The sequence below is a fragment of the Bacillus sp. LNXM65 genome (assembly GCF_002998575.1).
Classification (GTDB): domain Bacteria; phylum Bacillota; class Bacilli; order Bacillales; family Bacillaceae; genus Bacillus.
The window spans coordinates 274,372-291,631 of record NZ_PVRB01000006.1 but is presented as its reverse complement, the minus strand read 5'-3'; the positions used below and the strand labels follow the sequence as shown (position 1 = coordinate 291,631).

Genomic DNA, 17,260 nt, shown 5'->3' with positions numbered 1-17,260 from the left:
TGCGGACATGAAAATAGGTGAATAAAATAAAAAAACCCGCTTTTCAGCGGGAGCATTACGGGTGTTTATTTTCAAGCGCTGCATTTGCAGGCACTTTTTTATTCGGTTTAAAGACGAAATAAGCGGCAAGCACACCGAAGGTAATGATACTTGTCAAAATGAGCTGTGGTCTCATTGATTCGATAAACAGCATCGATGCCAAGATGGCGCAAATGACCAAAATGGTAAAGTACGTGAGATATGGGAACAGCCACATTTTGATTTTGAGCTGCTCTGGATTTTCTTTTTCGATTTTACGGCGCATTCTTAATTGTGAAACAGCAATGACCAAGTAGACAAGAAGGGCAATGGCGCCGGATGCATTGACTAAGAACAAAAAGATGGTTTCAGGATAAAAGTAGTTCATCATGACGGCAATGTAGGAAAAGAAGGTGCCTGCGACTGTAGCCGCTACAGGAACACCACGTTTGCTGATTTTCATAAAGCGTTTCGGTGCTTCGCCTCTTTCCGCTAATGAATAAAGCATTCTGGACGTTGTGTACAAACCGGAGTTTAAGCAAGATAGAACGGCTGTTAAAACAATGACGTTCATGACTTGAGCTGCTGATGGGACGCCGATGTATTCTAATACCGCAACGAACGGGCTTGTTAAAATACTCGCTGAATTCCATGGAAGCAAGGTCACAACGACAGCGATGGATCCGACATAGAACACGATGATACGCCATACAACAGAGCGGGTAGCTGTTGTCACAGACTTGACTGGGTCTGCTGATTCTCCGGCTGCTATTGCCACAATCTCGGTTCCCATGAAGGAAAAGATGACGACGACAATTCCGAGTAAAACAGAGCTGAATCCATTTGGAAGGAAACCACCGTTCTCCGTTAAATTGGCAAGTCCTGCAGTATGATGACCGCCAAAACCAAAGATAAATGCAAAACCGATGAGTAGAAAGAGAATAATGCTGACGACTTTTATTAATGAGAACCAGTATTCAAATTCGCCAAAAGATTTAACAGAAAAGATATTCGTTAATGTTAAGAGGATAGTGAGGATAAGACTTGTGAGCCAAACAGGTGCATCTCCATACCAATACTGAATAATGGCAGCACCGGCAATGGCTTCGATGGCGATGACGATGACCCAGAAGAACCAGTAAAGCCAGCCAATTGTAAACCCGGCCCAAGGACCGATGGCATCACTCGCATATTGTGAGAAGGAACCGCTTGTCGGATAGGCGCATGCCATTTCTCCAAGCATTCTCATAATAAAGATCACCAGAAGTCCGGCAAAAGAATAGGAAAGAATGGCTCCAGGCCCTGCAGAATGAATGACAGCGCCGCTACCAACAAATAGCCCTGCGCCAATAACCCCAGCAATGGAGATCATTGAAATATGTCTTGTTTTCAGATTTTTTTGAAGACCGTTTGTCATGTTGGACATGTCTTTACCTCCAAACATTTCTCTTCATAGAGAAATTGTTTTTAGAATATTTTAAATTTTATCATACTGAATTGTCATTCAGCATTGGACAGGTTATCAAACTGACATTTCAAACCTCTTAACATGATGTTAAAAAGTATAAAGGATTTGAGAGATTATGTTCCCTCTTTTTCCTCTGTTCATTCTTAAAAATAGCATAAGATAGGATGGGGAGAAGTTGTCTCTCAAAATAAAATTATTCTGACAATTTTCCAGAAAGAGTGATATTGCCAGATGTTCATCACAGAGTGAATTGGAAAAAGGTTGATGGGAGTAGGTCTTGAGGTCAATTGACCTTATAAAAATAAGTTTACTTAGGTCAACACATTTCTATGTATCCTATTTTGCTGACACAAGCGAATCATGTTGCTGTAGACCCACACGGGCTTTGCTTTGTAAGATAAATAATAGAAAAGTGATGTGTGAGGAGGCGCGGTTCGACATGGAGCGCTATAACGAATTAAGACAAGGTGAAACAGGTGCTTGGGTCAGCATCATTGCCTATGTGATCTTATCAGCGGTGAAACTTCTAATTGGGTATGTGTTTCATTCAGAGGCTCTTTCGGCAGATGGATTGAATAATACGACGGATATTATTGCATCCCTTGCTGTGTTGATTGGGCTGCGTATTTCTCAAAAGCCGCCTGATGAAGATCATCCATACGGTCATTTTCGAGCAGAGAATATTGCGTCTCTTGTGGCGTCCTTTATTATGATGCTTGTTGGACTTCAGGTTCTGCTGAGTGCGGGCCGGTCGCTCTTCTCATCTGAGCATCAAACGCCCGATATGATCGCAGCTTGGACGGCAGCAGGAAGTGCTGTGGTGATGTACGGCGTGTATATTTACAACCGCAATCTGTCCAAACGGATCAATAGCCAGGCTCTTCATGCAGCAGCAGCTGATAATAAATCAGATGCGTATGTGAGTATTGGAACATTTGTAGGGATTATCGCCTCTCAATTTCAGCTGGCATGGATTGATACGCTTGCAGCGTTTGTCATTGGCCTCATTATTTGTAAAACGGCGTGGGAGATTTTCAGAGATGCTTCTCATTCGTTAACGGACGGTTTTCATATAAAAGATATGTCCAAATATAAAGAGACCATTGAAGCAACACCTGGAGTGGGCGATTTGAAAGATATTAAGGCACGGTATCTCGGAAGTACGGTCCATGTGGATGTAGTAGTGGAGGTCGAGCCGCACTTGAACATTGCAGAAAGCCATGATATTGCAGATGAGATCGAACGTAGAATGAAGAAGGAACATGATATTTTACACTCTCATGTTCATATGGAGCCAGCAGGTGAGACAAAAGAAGAGAAGAAGTCTTTTCCATCGTGAGAAGGCTTCTTTTTTCTACATGCTGATGTTTTATGCAAATGCGCGTTGTATGGTAAAGTTAGACTATATGAAATTTAACGGAAACGTGATAGGAGGATCAGGATGGCATTTGATGAACCGATGCATTCAGATTTACAAAAAATCGTAGATAACATCAATAAAGTCATGGTTGGGAAAAAAGACATTGCGATATTAAGCCTTGTTGCGATTTTGGCGAAGGGGCATGTGCTACTAGAGGATGTGCCTGGTGTTGGGAAGACGATGATGGTTCGTGCTTTGGCAAAATCGATTGGCTGTGAGTTTAAGCGAATCCAATTCACTCCTGACCTTTTGCCTTCAGATGTAACAGGTGTGTCGATTTATAATAAAAAGACAAATGAATTTGAATTTAGGCAAGGACCGATTATGGGGCAGATTATTTTGGCTGATGAGATCAACCGGACCTCTCCTAAAACACAGTCGGCATTGCTCGAAGCGATGGAGGAAGGCAGTGTCACAGTGGACGGAGAAACCATGCCGCTTGCGGATCCTTTTTTCGTCATGGCGACGCAGAATCCAGTGGAATATGAAGGGACCTATCCGCTCCCAGAAGCGCAAATGGACCGGTTTTTATTCAAGCTGCAAATGGGGTATCCGACCATGCTGGAGGAGCTGGAGGTGCTCAATTTGCAGGAAAAGCAGTCCCCGATTAATACGCTCCAAGCAGTGATGACAAAGGATCATATCCATGCGTTGCAGCAAGCTGTTCAGACCATTCATGTGGATGCATCCATTAAAGAATATATTGTGGAAATCGCTCAAGCGACGCGTCAACATCCATCTGTTTATTTAGGTGTGAGTCCAAGGGGATCGATCGCCCTCATGAAAGCGGCTCAGGCGTATGCACTGTTGAATCAGCGAGATTATGTGATTCCTGATGATGTACAGTATTTGGCGCCATATACATTGCCGCATCGAATGATTTTGACATCAGAAGCGACGTATGAAGGGAAGAAGGCGGAGACACTGCTGCGACAAATGCTTGAGCAAATTGGCGTGCCAGTTCAAAAGTCGATGACTCAATGAAGTCACGTCATCGTTTCGCTGTTTCATTATGGTTACGGGTAATGATGCTCATCATCCTCACTGCGGCAGTCTTTTGTTATGCCATGTTTCAGGGGGGGTTTGTGAGTTGGTTCCTTTTTTATGCATTTTTACCATATACTTTGTATGCTTTGCTGTTTGCGCTCATTCCGCTGCGAGCGACAGCCAAAAGGACATTACAGCAAACCCGCTTGAAGGCGGGAGACGTGCTGTCCGTTGACCTTGAAATCAAGCGGACAAATCCATTTCCATACGTTTACGTCTTGATTGAGGATGATCCGCCGGACACCTTTCATTTACAGGAACAAATTGAAATGAAGCAAATGCTGTTTCCTTGGTTTCGGAAAACGTGGCGTTTTTCCTATCAATTGAACGATGTCAAGCGCGGGGAACATCATTTGTCAGCGGTTCGAATCAAAACGGGTGATATGTTTGGTTTTGTGGAGAAAGAAGTGATCATTCTGTTAGAAAAAAAGCTGCTTGTCTATCCGAAAATGCTGGATCTTCAGGTGGAGTCAGCTGAGTCAGCGAATGAAAATGGAGGCAAAGCGGTTCACTCGTGGTTCAATGAACCGACCCATGTGACAACAGGCGTGCGGGAATACCAGCAAGGAGACCGTTTTGCTTGGGTGGACTGGAAGACGACGGCTAGAAGGGATCAGCTGATGACGAAGGAATTTGAACAGAATCAAACAAAGGATCTTGTCGTGTTTGCTGATTTTACAGATGAAGCGGTTTTTGAGACCGTCGTGTCTATTACAGCTTCTGTTCTCCAAACGGCAGTGAAAAAAGGGGTGCCTTCAGGTTTTGTACCTCTAGGAGATCAGCGTGCCTTTCGAGTGGATCAAGGAGAACTTCATTTACAGGACATGCTCTATTATTTAACAAGGGTGCAGCATCAACCTTCTCGCGCACAAGAATATAAGGCGTTAGCAGCGAGTGAGTACCAGCACTCTGGAAAATATGTCGTCACGGGTCAGCTGCAAGAAGAGCTTGCTGCGAGCCTGCTTGGAAATCGAAACAGAAAGAACATCACTGTTCTTTTAGTGAAGAGAGCCTTGGATCGATTCACGACAAAAGAAAAACAGCTTGTAGACCGGCTCAAGGCATCTGGAATACGCACGACCCTTTTATTTGAAGACCGGCTGCACGAAAGAACTGTGAGGTGACAAACATTTATGCTGCATACGCATCAGCGGCAAAGCCGTTTTGAGTTGTTCATCTATTATGCTGTAGCATTTCTGCTGCTTTGGGAGTGGCTTCGTCCGCTTCAAGATTTTACAGAGACGAGTCATACGTCTTATTTCATCATTTTTATAGGGCTTACGTGTTTGTTTACATTCTTTCGTTTGAAGTGGTATGTGACGTTTCCTATTTGTACTGGCATGATCTTGCTCGCCTTATATTTGATCTTTTATCAAGCAGAGCCAAGCTATCCGGCTGCATTATTTGCTGATATCAAAGATAATATCACCTTCATGAGCACAGGCATGTGGAGTGACATGTACCCCTCCTTCCGCACATTATTGTTTTATATTTTGCTGTGGCTGCTTGTCTACTTGCTTCATTATTGGGTGGTCTATCAGCAGCGTATCTTTTTCTTTTTACTCATGACGATTGTGTATGTCACGATTCTGGATACGTTTACGCCATATAATGCTGCCTTTGCGATCGTTCGCATTATGGTGTTTGGTTTTTGTTTGCTTGGGTTGCTGTATTTCGATCGACTGCGTTCGGCTGAAGGCATCCGGGTGTCACAGAAGGCGCGTCTAAAATGGTTTTTGCCCATGTTGGCGCTCGTTCTTCTATCAGCGGCACTCGGCGCTTCTTTGCCAAAGTCTGATCCGAAATGGCCTGATCCTGTCCCGTTTTTTAAGGCGGTCACGAATCAAGATGGTACAGCCGGGCAGAATAAAGTGGGATATAGTACAGATGATTCATCGCTTGGCGGACCGTTTAGTGAGGATCGCACACCGGTCTTTAAATGGAGCGGAAAGAAGCCATCTTACTTTCGTGTCGAAACAAAAAGCATCTACACAGGAAAGGGCTGGGAGGATGCCTCAAATGATACAAAGCCTACTCGGCTAAAGGACGACGATGTGCCAAATCGGTGGTTTACCGAGCGTGTAAAAACAGAGGTGCACGAAACGAGAGTCGATATGGAATCTGACTATCGATTTAATCATGCTGTCTATCCGATTGGGACGATCACTCTGATGCCAATGGAAAATATTCCGCTGCAAATGATGGGGAAAACGGAAAAAATTGTCCCATCCAGTCAAAATCCGCCGAAAAATTTAGGGAACTACCAAGTCACCTTCTTATCTCCTACATTTATCCTTGAGGATTTGCAGAGGATTAAAGTGCCAACAAAGAAGCAGGTAAATCAGGAGGTTGGCCGTGAATACTTGCAGCTTCCTTCCTCATTGCCAGAGCGTGTGAAGACGCTGGCAAACAGCTTAACGGAAACGAAGGATAATATGTATGATAAAACCAAAGCGATCGAGGATTATTTAGGATCTGCGAAGTTTTCATATGAAACGCAAAATGTCGCTGTGCCTGGTCGTAATGAAGATTATGTAGACCAATTTTTATTTGATACGATGGTCGGCTACTGTGATAACTTTTCATCCTCTATGATTGTGATGCTTCGTTCGATCGGGATTCCGGCGAGATGGGTGAAAGGGTATACGTCAGGTCAGTTATATGAAACACAGATGGATGGAGACAATGTGTATGAAGTGACCAATAACAATGCGCATTCATGGGTAGAGGTTTATTTTCCAAACAGAGGCTGGGTCACCTTCGAACCGACAAAAGGATTTACGAACCCAGAGACATTTACGAATGAAGCCGTTTCAAGCGATCAAACGGATGATCAAAAGAAAGAAGATCAGCCTAGCTCTGATGCACGCGAAGATCAGCCGGCAGAACAGCCGCAGCAGCAGGAGACAGAGCAGCCGGCAGAACCAAAGAAACAAACAGCACAAGCAAAGCCAAGTATGGTGCATGTTGGTTCGATCTTGGGATTTGCGGCAGGATCTATGGTCCTTCTAGGGTTGATGAGCTGGCTACTTTATCGATTCAGAGCAAGATGGCTGCCATTCTTTATTGTGAGAAAGGTGAAAGGTCTGCCAGAGGAGGAAGCATTCTTCTATGCGTATGCTGCTCTATTAAAGCAGCTGAAGCGCAGGGGAATTGAGAAAAAACCTGGCATGACGCTAAGAGAATTTGCTTCATTGATCGATGACAAGCATGGAGATCATCGCATGTCAGAGCTGACGCAGTTCTATGAGCGGGCACTCTATCGACGAGAGGATGCGTCGGTGCTTTGGCGGCAATCGGCAAAGTTATGGGAAAATTTAATAAACAGGAGATAGTCTTGACCCCGTACCTTCCTGTTGTTAGAATAGGTGAATATTAAAACCTTCTAAAATACATGAAATTGAAGCGTTCGGATGTGAGTCTGGGCGCTTCAAAAGCGTGATTCACACTGAGAGCAGGTTTTCTCCTCTCATTTTTTCTGTGCGTTTATAAAAAACTATATTGGACATAGAGGTGACACCATGACAAATTTAGTAAATGAAATGATTTTGGTTCTAGATTTCGGCAGTCAGTACAATCAGTTGATCACACGCCGTATTCGTGAATTTGGTGTGTACAGTGAGCTTCATCCGCACACTTTAACTGCTGAAGAAATTAAAGAAATGGCGCCTAAAGGAATCATCCTTTCTGGCGGACCAAACAGTGTTTATGATGAAGGATCTTTCCGCTGTGATGAAAAGATTTTTGATCTAGACATTCCGGTTCTAGGCATTTGCTACGGCATGCAGCTCATGACTCACTATTTAGGCGGGAAAGTAGAAGCGGCAAGCCAGCGTGAATATGGAAAAGCAGATATCCACATTAATGGAACGCCTGCTTTATTCAAAGATCTTCCGACTGATCAAGTCGTTTGGATGAGCCATGGTGACCTCGTTGTTGAAGTACCAGAAGGCTTTACAGTTGATGCAACAAGTGCACATTGTCCAAACTCAGCGATGAGCTTAGCTGAGAAGAATTTCTATGGTGTTCAGTTCCACCCAGAGGTTCGTCACTCTGAATACGGAAATGACCTATTGAAAAACTTTGTCTTTGGCGTGTGTGACTGCGATGGCAAATGGTCAATGGAGAACTTCATTGAAATCGAAATGCAGAAAATCCGTGAAACAGTAGGCGACAAACAAGTATTGTGCGCATTAAGCGGCGGTGTGGATTCATCTGTTGTGGCGGTATTGATCCACAAAGCCATCGGCGATCAGCTGACATGTATTTTCGTTGACCACGGTCTTCTTCGCAAAGGCGAAGCAGAAGGGGTTATGAAGACATTTAGCGAAGGTTTCAACATGAACGTGATTAAAGTAGATGCGAAAGATCGTTTCTTAAATAAGCTAAAAGGTGTATCTGATCCTGAGCAAAAACGTAAAATCATCGGTAACGAATTCATCTATGTATTCGATGATGAATCGGACAAGCTAAAAGGAATCGACTACTTAGCACAAGGAACGCTTTACACAGATATCATTGAGAGCGGAACAGCAACGGCACAAACAATCAAATCTCACCACAACGTAGGCGGTCTTCCAGAAGACATGCAGTTCGAATTGATTGAGCCTTTGAATACGCTATTCAAGGATGAAGTCCGTGCCCTAGGTTCAGAGCTAGGCATTCCTGACGACATCGTCTGGAGACAGCCATTCCCAGGTCCAGGACTAGGTATCCGTGTACTAGGTGAAATTTCTGAAGAAAAACTAGAAATCGTCCGTGAATCGGATGCGATTCTACGCGAAGAAATTGCCAACTTCGGTCTTGAGCGCGATATCTGGCAATACTTCACGGTTCTCCCAGACATCCGCAGCGTAGGTGTCATGGGTGACGCAAGAACATATGACTACACAATCGGCATCCGTGCTGTTACATCTATTGATGGTATGACGAGTGATTGGGCAAGAATCCCTTGGGACGTGCTTGAAAAGATCTCAACTCGTATCGTGAATGAAGTGAAGCATATTAACCGTGTGGTGTATGATATTACGAGTAAGCCGCCTGCTACGATTGAGTGGGAATAGTTATAATAGAGCTAGAAACCTTTGTGTATCAAGGGTTTTTAGCTCTTTTTTATTTTTAACTGCACTTTTTCCTTCCATTTTAATGTGTTCATTCATCATTCCATCCCTTACACACATCAATCCATTGTGAATAACCGGAGTATTTTTCTAATTGTTTTATTGTTAGTTCAATAGCACTGTTACTGCTCCCGCAGGCTGGATAGACTGTCTCAAAACGTTTTAGTGACATATCTAAATAAACAGAAACGCCATTCTTTATAGCAAAAGGACATACTCCGCCAATTTCTTGGCCGACCAAGTCAACGACCTCATTAGGAGAAAGCATTTTAGCTTTTGTTTTAAAATATTCCTTGAATTTTTTGTTATCAACTTTTGCATCGCCAGAGGTAACAACTAAAATAGCTTGTCCATTTACTAGAAAGGAGAGTGTTTTTGCGATTCTTTCAGGTTCGCAGCCCAATGCAGAAGCAGCCAAGTCTACGGTTGCACTAGATACTGAAAATTCTTGAATTCGAGTATCCATATCATATTGTTTAAAATAATCTTTTACTTTTTTGATTGACATGATGATTTCTCCTTTTTATTAGTATTGATTTGACATTTTTCGATTTTAAAATGGTCCTTTTAAGATAAGCGTCATTCATTCTGTTAATTTTTAAGTAATCTTTTTTTTCAAAATAACAAGTACAGTCTCTCCAAGTGCTAATACAATAGAGTCATGATTATCATTATCTATTATTTAAACGATATTGATGTGGTGTTAGGTGATACTTTCTCTTAAATAAACGAATGAAATGCTCTACATTCTGATAACCAACGGCTGCCGCAATATCATCTATTTGTAAATGGCTACCAGTGATCATTTCGCAGGCTTTTTCCAATCTTATTTCTTGTCGAATCTCACTAAATGATTTGCCAAGCTTACGAGCTATATATTTAGACAGATAAGATTGTGAAAGGTTAAATTCCTCTGCCATCTCCTGAATTGTTATATGCTCACAACATTGCTGAATATATTGGAGCATTTGAATAATACGTATATCACTATATTGTTTGACCTGATTTACGTTTATATGACTTGGTTTGAATCTTAATAAGAGACATAATAATATCTCAAACAAATTATTCATAATCAACTGGTATCCAGGAAACCGATTATAATTTTCTGTAAATAGTTGAAGAGAGCAGTCTAGCAAATTTTTATCCAAGCGACTATGGAAAATAAGAATATTTTTATTTTCTTTTATATACAATGCATTCAAAAAGAACTCTGAAATGACATTATTTCCTTTTAACATTTTAAAAAACACTTTTTGAAAAGTACTTTTACGGATCATGATTTGTATTGCGATTGTATTCTCCATTACAATTGGCTTGTGTATTGTGTCAGGTGGAATAAAGGCAATATCTCCTGATTGTAAAGCCATTTTTTTATCTTCCACTTCTACATACATCTCATTTTCCAGAACATAGATCATCTCAAAGAAATCATGGATAGCCGACAATTGAGGCATAAAACGGCTATACTTTCTCACTTCGATATCATTCTCCTGACCTAACCACATGGTATCCTCTTTTTCAAATTCATTCTGCCCTTTTAGCAAAAATTCTTCTATATATATTTGCTTATGCATGAAATTGTTTTTATCATAATCCTTCAAAAATAATTGCAACGATTGATTGTCATGCTTTTTCTGTTGGTATTGTTGATAAAAGATTTCTTGCTCGTTATATTCTCTTAAATATTGCATCGCTTCATGTTTTTCAAGTTTATCTTTTTCCATCTACATCCAAACCTCTAGTCTATTTACTGCAACCACCAGGGCCTTCACTGTTGCTTCTATAATATCTTTATCAATTCCAGCACCCCAATGCATTTTTCCTTGATATGAAATTCCAATCTGTGCACAGGCTTTTGCTTGAGAATCCTTGCCCAAAGAATTCTGTTCATAGACTTCCAAAACATACTCGAGATGAAAATATGCTTTTAACGCATTACTGATAGCATCTAAACTTCCAGTCCCAGTTCCTTGTATTTCAATTTGTTGATCATCTCTCAGCAGAGTTAAGGTGACTTCCTGCTTCTCTCCTTTATTGAATTGATAATCAAGCAGCTGGAAATGAGGGTGAAAATCAACATACTGCTTTTCAAAAATATGATATATTTCTTCGACAGACAATTCCCTATTTGTCTGATCAGATACTTTCTTCGCTTCATATCCCATGGCTTCATTCATTTTATAAGGAAGTTGAATGCCATAATTTGTTTCTAGTATATAGCCTATGCCACCTTTTCCAGACTGGCTATTGATTCGAATCACATCCGTTTGATAATTCCTCCCCAAGTCAACTGGATCTACTGGGATATACGGAACGTCCCATTTATCAACATGATTTTCCTTTCTATATTTCATACCTTTAGATATAGCATCTTGATGTGACCCAGAGAATGCGGTGAATACCATTTCGCCAGAATATGGCTGTCTCTCATGAACAGTAATTTTGGTTAGTTTTTCATATTTTTTACGAATAGCTTCTAGGTGATTGAAATTCAATTTTGGATCATAACCTTGTGAGTACATATTCATCGCCAAGGTAATCAAGTCTACGTTCCCTGTACGTTCACCGATACCAAATAATGTACCTTCGACTCTTTCTGCGCCAGCTAGCACGCCAAATTCTGCATCACTCACCCCAGAGCCACGGTCATTATGAGGATGAACAGATAATGTCACACTGTCTCGGTAAGACAGATTTTTGTGTATATACTCAATCTGACTTGCAAAGATATGAGGCATTGAATATTCAACTGTTGTCGGAATATTGATGATCGCTTTATGATTTGGTGTCGGTTTCCAAATATCTAAAACACTCTTACAAATATCTAATGCATAATCAACTTCTGTTCCTGGAAAGCTTTCAGGACTATATTGAAAATAAATATCGCTTTCTGTTTTTTCGGCCAGTTCTTTTACTAAAATAGCTCCATCAATTGCAATTTGTTTAATTTCATCTTTTGATTTCTTAAATACTTGTCTGCGCTGCGCTTCTGAAGTCGAATTATATAAATGAACAATCGCTTTCGGTACCCCCTTAATTGCCTCGAAGGTTCGGCGGATAATATGCTCTCTCGCTTGCGTGATAACCATAATCGTTACATCGTCTGGAATCATATTATGATCAATCAGTGTCCGTAATAGCCTAAACTCCGTATCAGAAGCAGCTGGAAATGCGATTTCAATTTCTTTAAAACCTATCTCTACTAGTAACTGAAACATTTCCAATTTTTCTTCTAAGTTCATAGGAATAGGTAATGCTTGATTTCCATCCCGTAAATCCACACTGCACCATATCGGAGCACTTTCTAATGTTTCTTTCTTCACCCAATCATAAGTAAGGTTCGGTGGCAAAAAGTATTTCTTTTCGTATTTTTTGTGGTTAAACATCATCGATTCCTCCTGTAATTGGAATATAAAAAAAGCCTATCATCTCCAAGATTTAACTTGGAGACGAAAGACTTCTTCTTACGCGGTACCACCCCTATTTCATGATAACCATACATTATCATGCCCTTATTCGGATACAGATTGTTTGATCTTATATCCTTCCCATATAACGGTGGGGTGCCGACCTTAACTACATCAATCCTTTTCATTTCACTAAGGCTACTCTAAGGTGAGTTCCCTACCGTTATGTTATTGCTTCTCATCAACCAGCAACTTTCTGAAAACATTTCGGCAAGTACTATTCCTTATCATCGCATTCTAATTTTTCTGATTTTTTCTATTATACCAAGTCTACAAAAAAGAGATAGTGATAGGGATATCTTTTTTAATTGATTTTTTTTGTTCTATGGGTGCTTATCTTTAATCCTCTTCACCAAATAAAATTCCAAGGCCACAAATAAAGGTGAGTGAATTCATAGCGAACAATAAAATCGCACCAATTTTTTTCATGGCAATTAACCTCCTCTTAAATTCAGTCTGCTAGCCTTCAAAATTTAAATTCACTGGTTCATCCTCTAAATGATCCACGGTATTTTGTTCTGTCACTGGCACACTTTCATCTACAATTTTAAAACTAAGTTCGTCCATCCAAATGTGACCTGGACCATGTAGTAATATGCCAAACGCAATGACTTCACTTTTGACTGGAACATCCAATACTACACTAAAATGATTCCAGCCGTTTGTTCCTGTAATGGGACGGTTCATCATGTTGTCAAACGCAAGAACTTCACCTGAAGAATGGTCAATCCTCATCCATAAACCAGCTGAACCTTTCACATCTTCGCTTTTGACAAAAGCAGAAAATTGAAGGCGTTCTCCACGGTAACGATCAGACTTAATTTGCTGCATCAAGGTCGCAAATCCTCGTGCTTTTTCATCCTTTGACTTCAGGTAAGCGGAGTACGTACCACTGTGTACAATTCTGTCATCCAAACCTGTTTCATAGTCAGATGGTGTTTCTCCCGTCATAATCCAGCCGGTAGGTGTGTTCTTATTTGCAGCCATATTCATTTCCTCCTTATCAATGACATTCCTTAGTAATCTCCGATAACGTGCGGGTGACATATCATAGATCTTCTTAAAGGCTCTAGTGAAGGATTCCTGTGAACCAAATCGATACTGCAATGCAATGTCAATCACCCTTTGGTCCGTATGAATTAAATCCTTCGCCGCTTGGGTCATTCGACGTTCCCTTATATAATCGACAACTGACTTCTTAATCACTTTTTTGAATATACGGTGAAAGTGAAACCTAGAATAACCAGCGTGTTTCGCTAGAGTTTGAAGTGGTAAATCATTTTTCAGATGCTGTTCAATATAATTCAATGTTTCTTGAATCGTTTTCTCATGTTCTTGATAGGACAACCGAGCACCTCCTTGCCTTACGAGTTTAGTATAGCGGAAATGCTTTGTAGGAAATTTGACTTTTTGTGCTATGTTGTAATTTTAGAATGGACCTTCTAGTCCTAGGTTTAGGACTGGGTATCCGTGTACTGGGTGGAGTTTCTGAAGAAGAACTTGAAATCGTACGGGAAGCGGATGCGATTTACACTAAGAAATCTTTCTTGAACATAAAAAAGAGTAGTCGATAAAATAAATGGAGAAGTATTTACTTTTTGCTTTATATTTTAATTAGTATTAGTAGGAGGAATTTATATGAAAAGAGAAAGTAGAGCTGGAAATTCATTCAATACATTAATTCTTTTTATTTATTTGTGTATACTAATTTTTTTATTGTCAAAAAAATTGTATTTGTTGTCTAGTATTTATGTTGTATTAATTAGTTTATGGCTAATTTGGGTGAATAGAAAACCCATTACTAGAAACATCAATACTCTCTTTGTTGAGCTGAAAAAGTTAAATCAATTAAAATATTATTATATTACAGATGATAATAAATATATTGATTTAGAGAAGAGACAGTATATCTTTAATTTATTCCGTGATGCAGCGGTGGGGACATTTTTTATTTCATTAGTTAACATCATAGCAATACGAAGTTTACTTGAACATTTTTTAGGTAAATCAGAAATTGTGAATTTATTCACTATCATCAGCATCAGTTTTGTATTAATTATTGGTTATGGGGGTATAATAGCAGGTTTAGTTTATAAATATACAACAGCTACATATGTTTTGATACCAATTATTAATGCTTTCATCTACTTTTTCTTTTTGCATCCAATAATTAATTCTTTACCTTATTTCGTTGGATTTTTGACTTACTTATTTACTACAGTGATACTGTATTCTGCGTTAACATATGCTTTTCCAGTTCATATTTTAAGGAAATTAAATGGAAAGACAGTATTAATTAGTTCATTTACAACAATTTCAGCTGCACTGTTAAGTCCAATTTTGTTGTTCTATTTTTCTAGTTATATCAAATCCGGAAAATATTTATTAACTATTGAAACTGTAAAAAAAGAGACTGACATCTCGGATACATTAAAAAACATTATTTTGGATAATCCTGATCTAGTAGATGTGATTAATCACTTTTTGTTGAAAGAAGTTTCGAGTCAGTTGACTTCAATGATAAGTTTAGGAATAACTGCATTTACAATATCTTATATTATAGGTGGTTTATTAATTAATAGAAAAATAACGAAAAATAAATTGAAAGCAAAATCTATTTATAGAAAATTAATTAAAGAAGAATACCCAATGGAATATAAGAATTTAGTTGCATGCTCGTATTACGGCGGAGAAGATTATGAAAACCTTTTATTAAATAATGATATAACTTCAAAAATAATCAAAGATAACGAGGTTAAATTAGATATTCCAAATTATTCAATAAAAACACAGTTTACAGCTTGGTTGAAAAGAAAAATAATTGTATACTCTATTTTCTCCTCATATAAAAAAATATTTAGTGAATTAAGGAAGTAGTTCAAAATCACTTGAAGTTACAAAATAGTTCTTGAAATCTCCCAATGACGCCCTTTTTCTTGACTCTAGTGATTCTCCAAGCTGTTGAATCACACTCTCGAACCGATGACAAGAACTACTTTATATTTCTGATTGATATGAACGTATATGTTTTGCTACTGGTTTATTTCTCGATTATTTACTTATATAGGTTACATGCCATTCAGTATTGGAGACATTTGTTACTTTAGGGTTTTATCGTTCTATAGACACTTTTTATATATAAAATTTCGTTGTAATAGCACTTTAGCACACCTTTCTTCTCCGAATCTTTCCGAGGGAGAAAGGGTGCTGAATGTTCAATTTGCTAGACAAGTTTTCAATATATGGGTTTAGCTCGTAAATGTGACGGAGCATATTCGGGTTGTGATTTTGAATGAAAAAAGTATTTGTTTTTCCTTGGTCCGTTATGACTTTATATAGTATGATCAAATGAATATGCAAGACTTAATGAATTCTATTTTGTTTCAAAATCCCTCTTCAAAATCGAATACATAAACACATCATCAAACCCATGTTGACCAAGATCATACTCCCTCAATAAACCTTCTCGTACAAAATCAAACTTCTCCAATAATTGAACAGAAGACGTGTTTGCTGGATCAATGATGGCTTCAATCCGGTTCAGGTTCATCTCCTGAAATCCATATCGTAACACCGCAGCAATGGCTTCCTTCATAATGCCTTTTCTCCAATGATCGTGATGTAATTCATAGCCGATTTCCGTGCGGCAGTTCTGTTTTTCTAGATTGAGAAAGCCGCAGCTGCCGATAATGGCTGGATTGTCTTTTAGAGAAATGCCCCACCGGATGCCTGTTTGTTCTTTGAAGATATTGTCATACCACTTGATTTCTCCTTTTGTGTCTTCGATTGTTTTATGAACATCAATGCCCATGTAGCGGCACACGGTTTCATTGGATAAATAGATATGCATATCCTCAGCATCTTCGCTTGTTGCTTGTTTTAAGATTAGTCTTTCGGTATGTATTGTTGGAAATGATTGTGGAAATATCAATTTATGTCTAGTCATATTTATCTCCTATTGTTTATTTTATTTAAATTATACCTGTGTTGGTCGGATTTGTTGAATGCTTTGGTATAATATGAAATTATCATCGTGGGAATCAATTACATGCGAATTATACTAAAGAGGAAGAGGATAAGAGAAATGGGTATATTTCTAATCACATTTGTTTTCGTGATGATCGCCGTAACTTTAGTGATCTATTTATTTAAAAAGGGAATCATTCGTTCTAAAGTGTTAGTGATAGTAGGTTCTGTTTTAGGAGGAACCGTACTAGTTGTTTGGATAGCAATGTTTTTTAATTTTTACTCTATCGCTTTAACAGATGAATCAATAGGTCATTTTAAGATCGGTCAAACATTCAAGGGAGATCATAATTTTGTGGAGAATTCTCAATTCTCTCATCCTAAACAGACGGTCTATATGGAAAAAGAAAATCAAGATTTTGTCGTATCAGTTGATCAACATGATCGAGTTATAACTATTTACAATCACTCAACACAAAAAAATCTTCAAACATCTAAGGGAGTTAAAATTGGAGAAGATTATTCATCTGTGATACAAACATATGGAGATCAATTCAAGAAGCTCTGGTTTGTCGAAGGGTATAGCAAAGGTATACAATATCAAGATCAATCAAACGGTATCATTTTGGAGTTCTTTTTCAATGACAATACACTAGCACTCATTGAACTTCGTAGTAAGCGGAAATAAAAAAGTAGATCGACATACTCCTTTTTGTAGATATTTCTTCCATTATATCAAAAGTTCAAGTTG

Annotated in this window: 13 protein-coding genes, 1 pseudogene and 1 other annotated feature; of the genes and pseudogenes, 8 read left to right on the top strand and 6 right to left on the bottom strand. The window is 39.1% G+C overall.

Annotated features, from left to right (window positions below; all coding sequences use genetic code 11):
- Positions 1 to 55 precede the first annotated feature (55 nt).
- Positions 56 to 1,444 carry a GABA permease gene (gabP, locus tag C6Y03_RS13825; RefSeq protein WP_106039498.1) on the bottom strand — a complete coding sequence of 463 codons (1,389 nt, stop codon included), beginning with the start codon at positions 1,442 to 1,444 and terminating at the stop codon, positions 56 to 58.
- A 481-nt stretch (positions 1,445 to 1,925) separates the two neighbouring features.
- Here gabP and C6Y03_RS13820 point away from each other — a divergent pair, with 481 nt between their 5' ends.
- The 5 genes from C6Y03_RS13820 (at position 1,926) to guaA (ending at position 9,016) form a co-directional block, all read left to right on the top strand.
- Positions 1,926 to 2,825: a cation diffusion facilitator family transporter gene (locus C6Y03_RS13820; RefSeq protein WP_060595662.1), complete on the top strand. Its 900-nt coding sequence runs from the start codon at positions 1,926 to 1,928 to the stop codon at positions 2,823 to 2,825.
- 102 nt (positions 2,826 to 2,927) lie between these two features.
- Entirely contained in the window at positions 2,928 to 3,890 is a 963-nt protein-coding gene (locus C6Y03_RS13815) for an AAA family ATPase (RefSeq protein WP_060595663.1), read from the top strand.
- The gene (locus C6Y03_RS13810) at positions 3,887 to 5,077 is read left to right on the top strand and encodes a DUF58 domain-containing protein (protein WP_106039497.1); all 1,191 of its coding nucleotides are present in this window, start codon (positions 3,887 to 3,889) and stop codon (positions 5,075 to 5,077) included. Before C6Y03_RS13815 ends, C6Y03_RS13810 begins: the two co-directional genes overlap by 4 nt.
- A gap of 9 nt (positions 5,078 to 5,086) precedes the next feature.
- Complete coding sequence (locus C6Y03_RS13805) at positions 5,087 to 7,288, top strand: DUF4129 domain-containing transglutaminase family protein (RefSeq protein WP_106039496.1); 2,202 nt, start codon at positions 5,087 to 5,089, stop codon at positions 7,286 to 7,288.
- A gap of 186 nt (positions 7,289 to 7,474) precedes the next feature.
- A complete protein-coding gene (guaA, locus tag C6Y03_RS13800; protein WP_060595666.1) occupies positions 7,475 to 9,016 on the top strand; it encodes a glutamine-hydrolyzing GMP synthase in 1,542 nt (513 codons plus the stop codon).
- An 88-nt stretch (positions 9,017 to 9,104) separates the two neighbouring features.
- Here the strand turns inward: guaA and C6Y03_RS13795 are convergent, their stop codons facing one another.
- From C6Y03_RS13795 to C6Y03_RS13780, 4 genes are all read right to left on the bottom strand, one after another.
- Positions 9,105 to 9,581, bottom strand: coding sequence for a YbaK/EbsC family protein (locus C6Y03_RS13795; RefSeq protein ID WP_106039495.1), 477 nt, complete (start codon positions 9,579 to 9,581; stop codon positions 9,105 to 9,107).
- Positions 9,582 to 9,744: 163 nt separating this feature from the next.
- Positions 9,745 to 10,800 carry a helix-turn-helix domain-containing protein gene (locus C6Y03_RS13790; protein WP_066031243.1) on the bottom strand — a complete coding sequence of 352 codons (1,056 nt, stop codon included), beginning with the start codon at positions 10,798 to 10,800 and terminating at the stop codon, positions 9,745 to 9,747.
- Positions 10,801 to 12,462 (bottom strand): 2-isopropylmalate synthase, encoded by a 1,662-nt coding sequence (locus C6Y03_RS13785; protein WP_060595669.1) that lies wholly within the window; start codon positions 12,460 to 12,462, stop codon positions 10,801 to 10,803. It lies immediately after the preceding gene.
- 56 nt (positions 12,463 to 12,518) lie between these two features.
- Positions 12,519 to 12,783: a binding site (T-box leader), on the bottom strand.
- Between the two features lie 219 nt (positions 12,784 to 13,002).
- Positions 13,003 to 13,890: a helix-turn-helix domain-containing protein gene (locus C6Y03_RS13780; protein ID WP_106039494.1), complete on the bottom strand. Its 888-nt coding sequence runs from the start codon at positions 13,888 to 13,890 to the stop codon at positions 13,003 to 13,005.
- 104 nt (positions 13,891 to 13,994) lie between these two features.
- Between C6Y03_RS13780 and C6Y03_RS19650 the strand changes: the two are divergent.
- Positions 13,995 to 14,072, top strand: a pseudogene (locus C6Y03_RS19650) (hypothetical protein); the annotation flags it as partial.
- Positions 14,073 to 14,181: 109 nt separating this feature from the next.
- A complete protein-coding gene (locus C6Y03_RS13775) occupies positions 14,182 to 15,420 on the top strand; it encodes a hypothetical protein (RefSeq protein WP_034664809.1) in 1,239 nt (412 codons plus the stop codon).
- 496 nt (positions 15,421 to 15,916) lie between these two features.
- On the opposite strand, the gene C6Y03_RS13770 is transcribed toward C6Y03_RS13775, so the two are convergent.
- A complete protein-coding gene (locus C6Y03_RS13770) occupies positions 15,917 to 16,489 on the bottom strand; it encodes a GNAT family N-acetyltransferase (RefSeq protein ID WP_106039493.1) in 573 nt (190 codons plus the stop codon).
- A gap of 138 nt (positions 16,490 to 16,627) precedes the next feature.
- Here C6Y03_RS13770 and C6Y03_RS13765 point away from each other — a divergent pair, with 138 nt between their 5' ends.
- On the top strand, positions 16,628 to 17,197 hold the full coding sequence (locus C6Y03_RS13765; protein ID WP_034664802.1) for a hypothetical protein: 570 nt from the start codon (positions 16,628 to 16,630) through the stop codon (positions 17,195 to 17,197).
- Positions 17,198 to 17,260 lie beyond the last annotated feature (63 nt).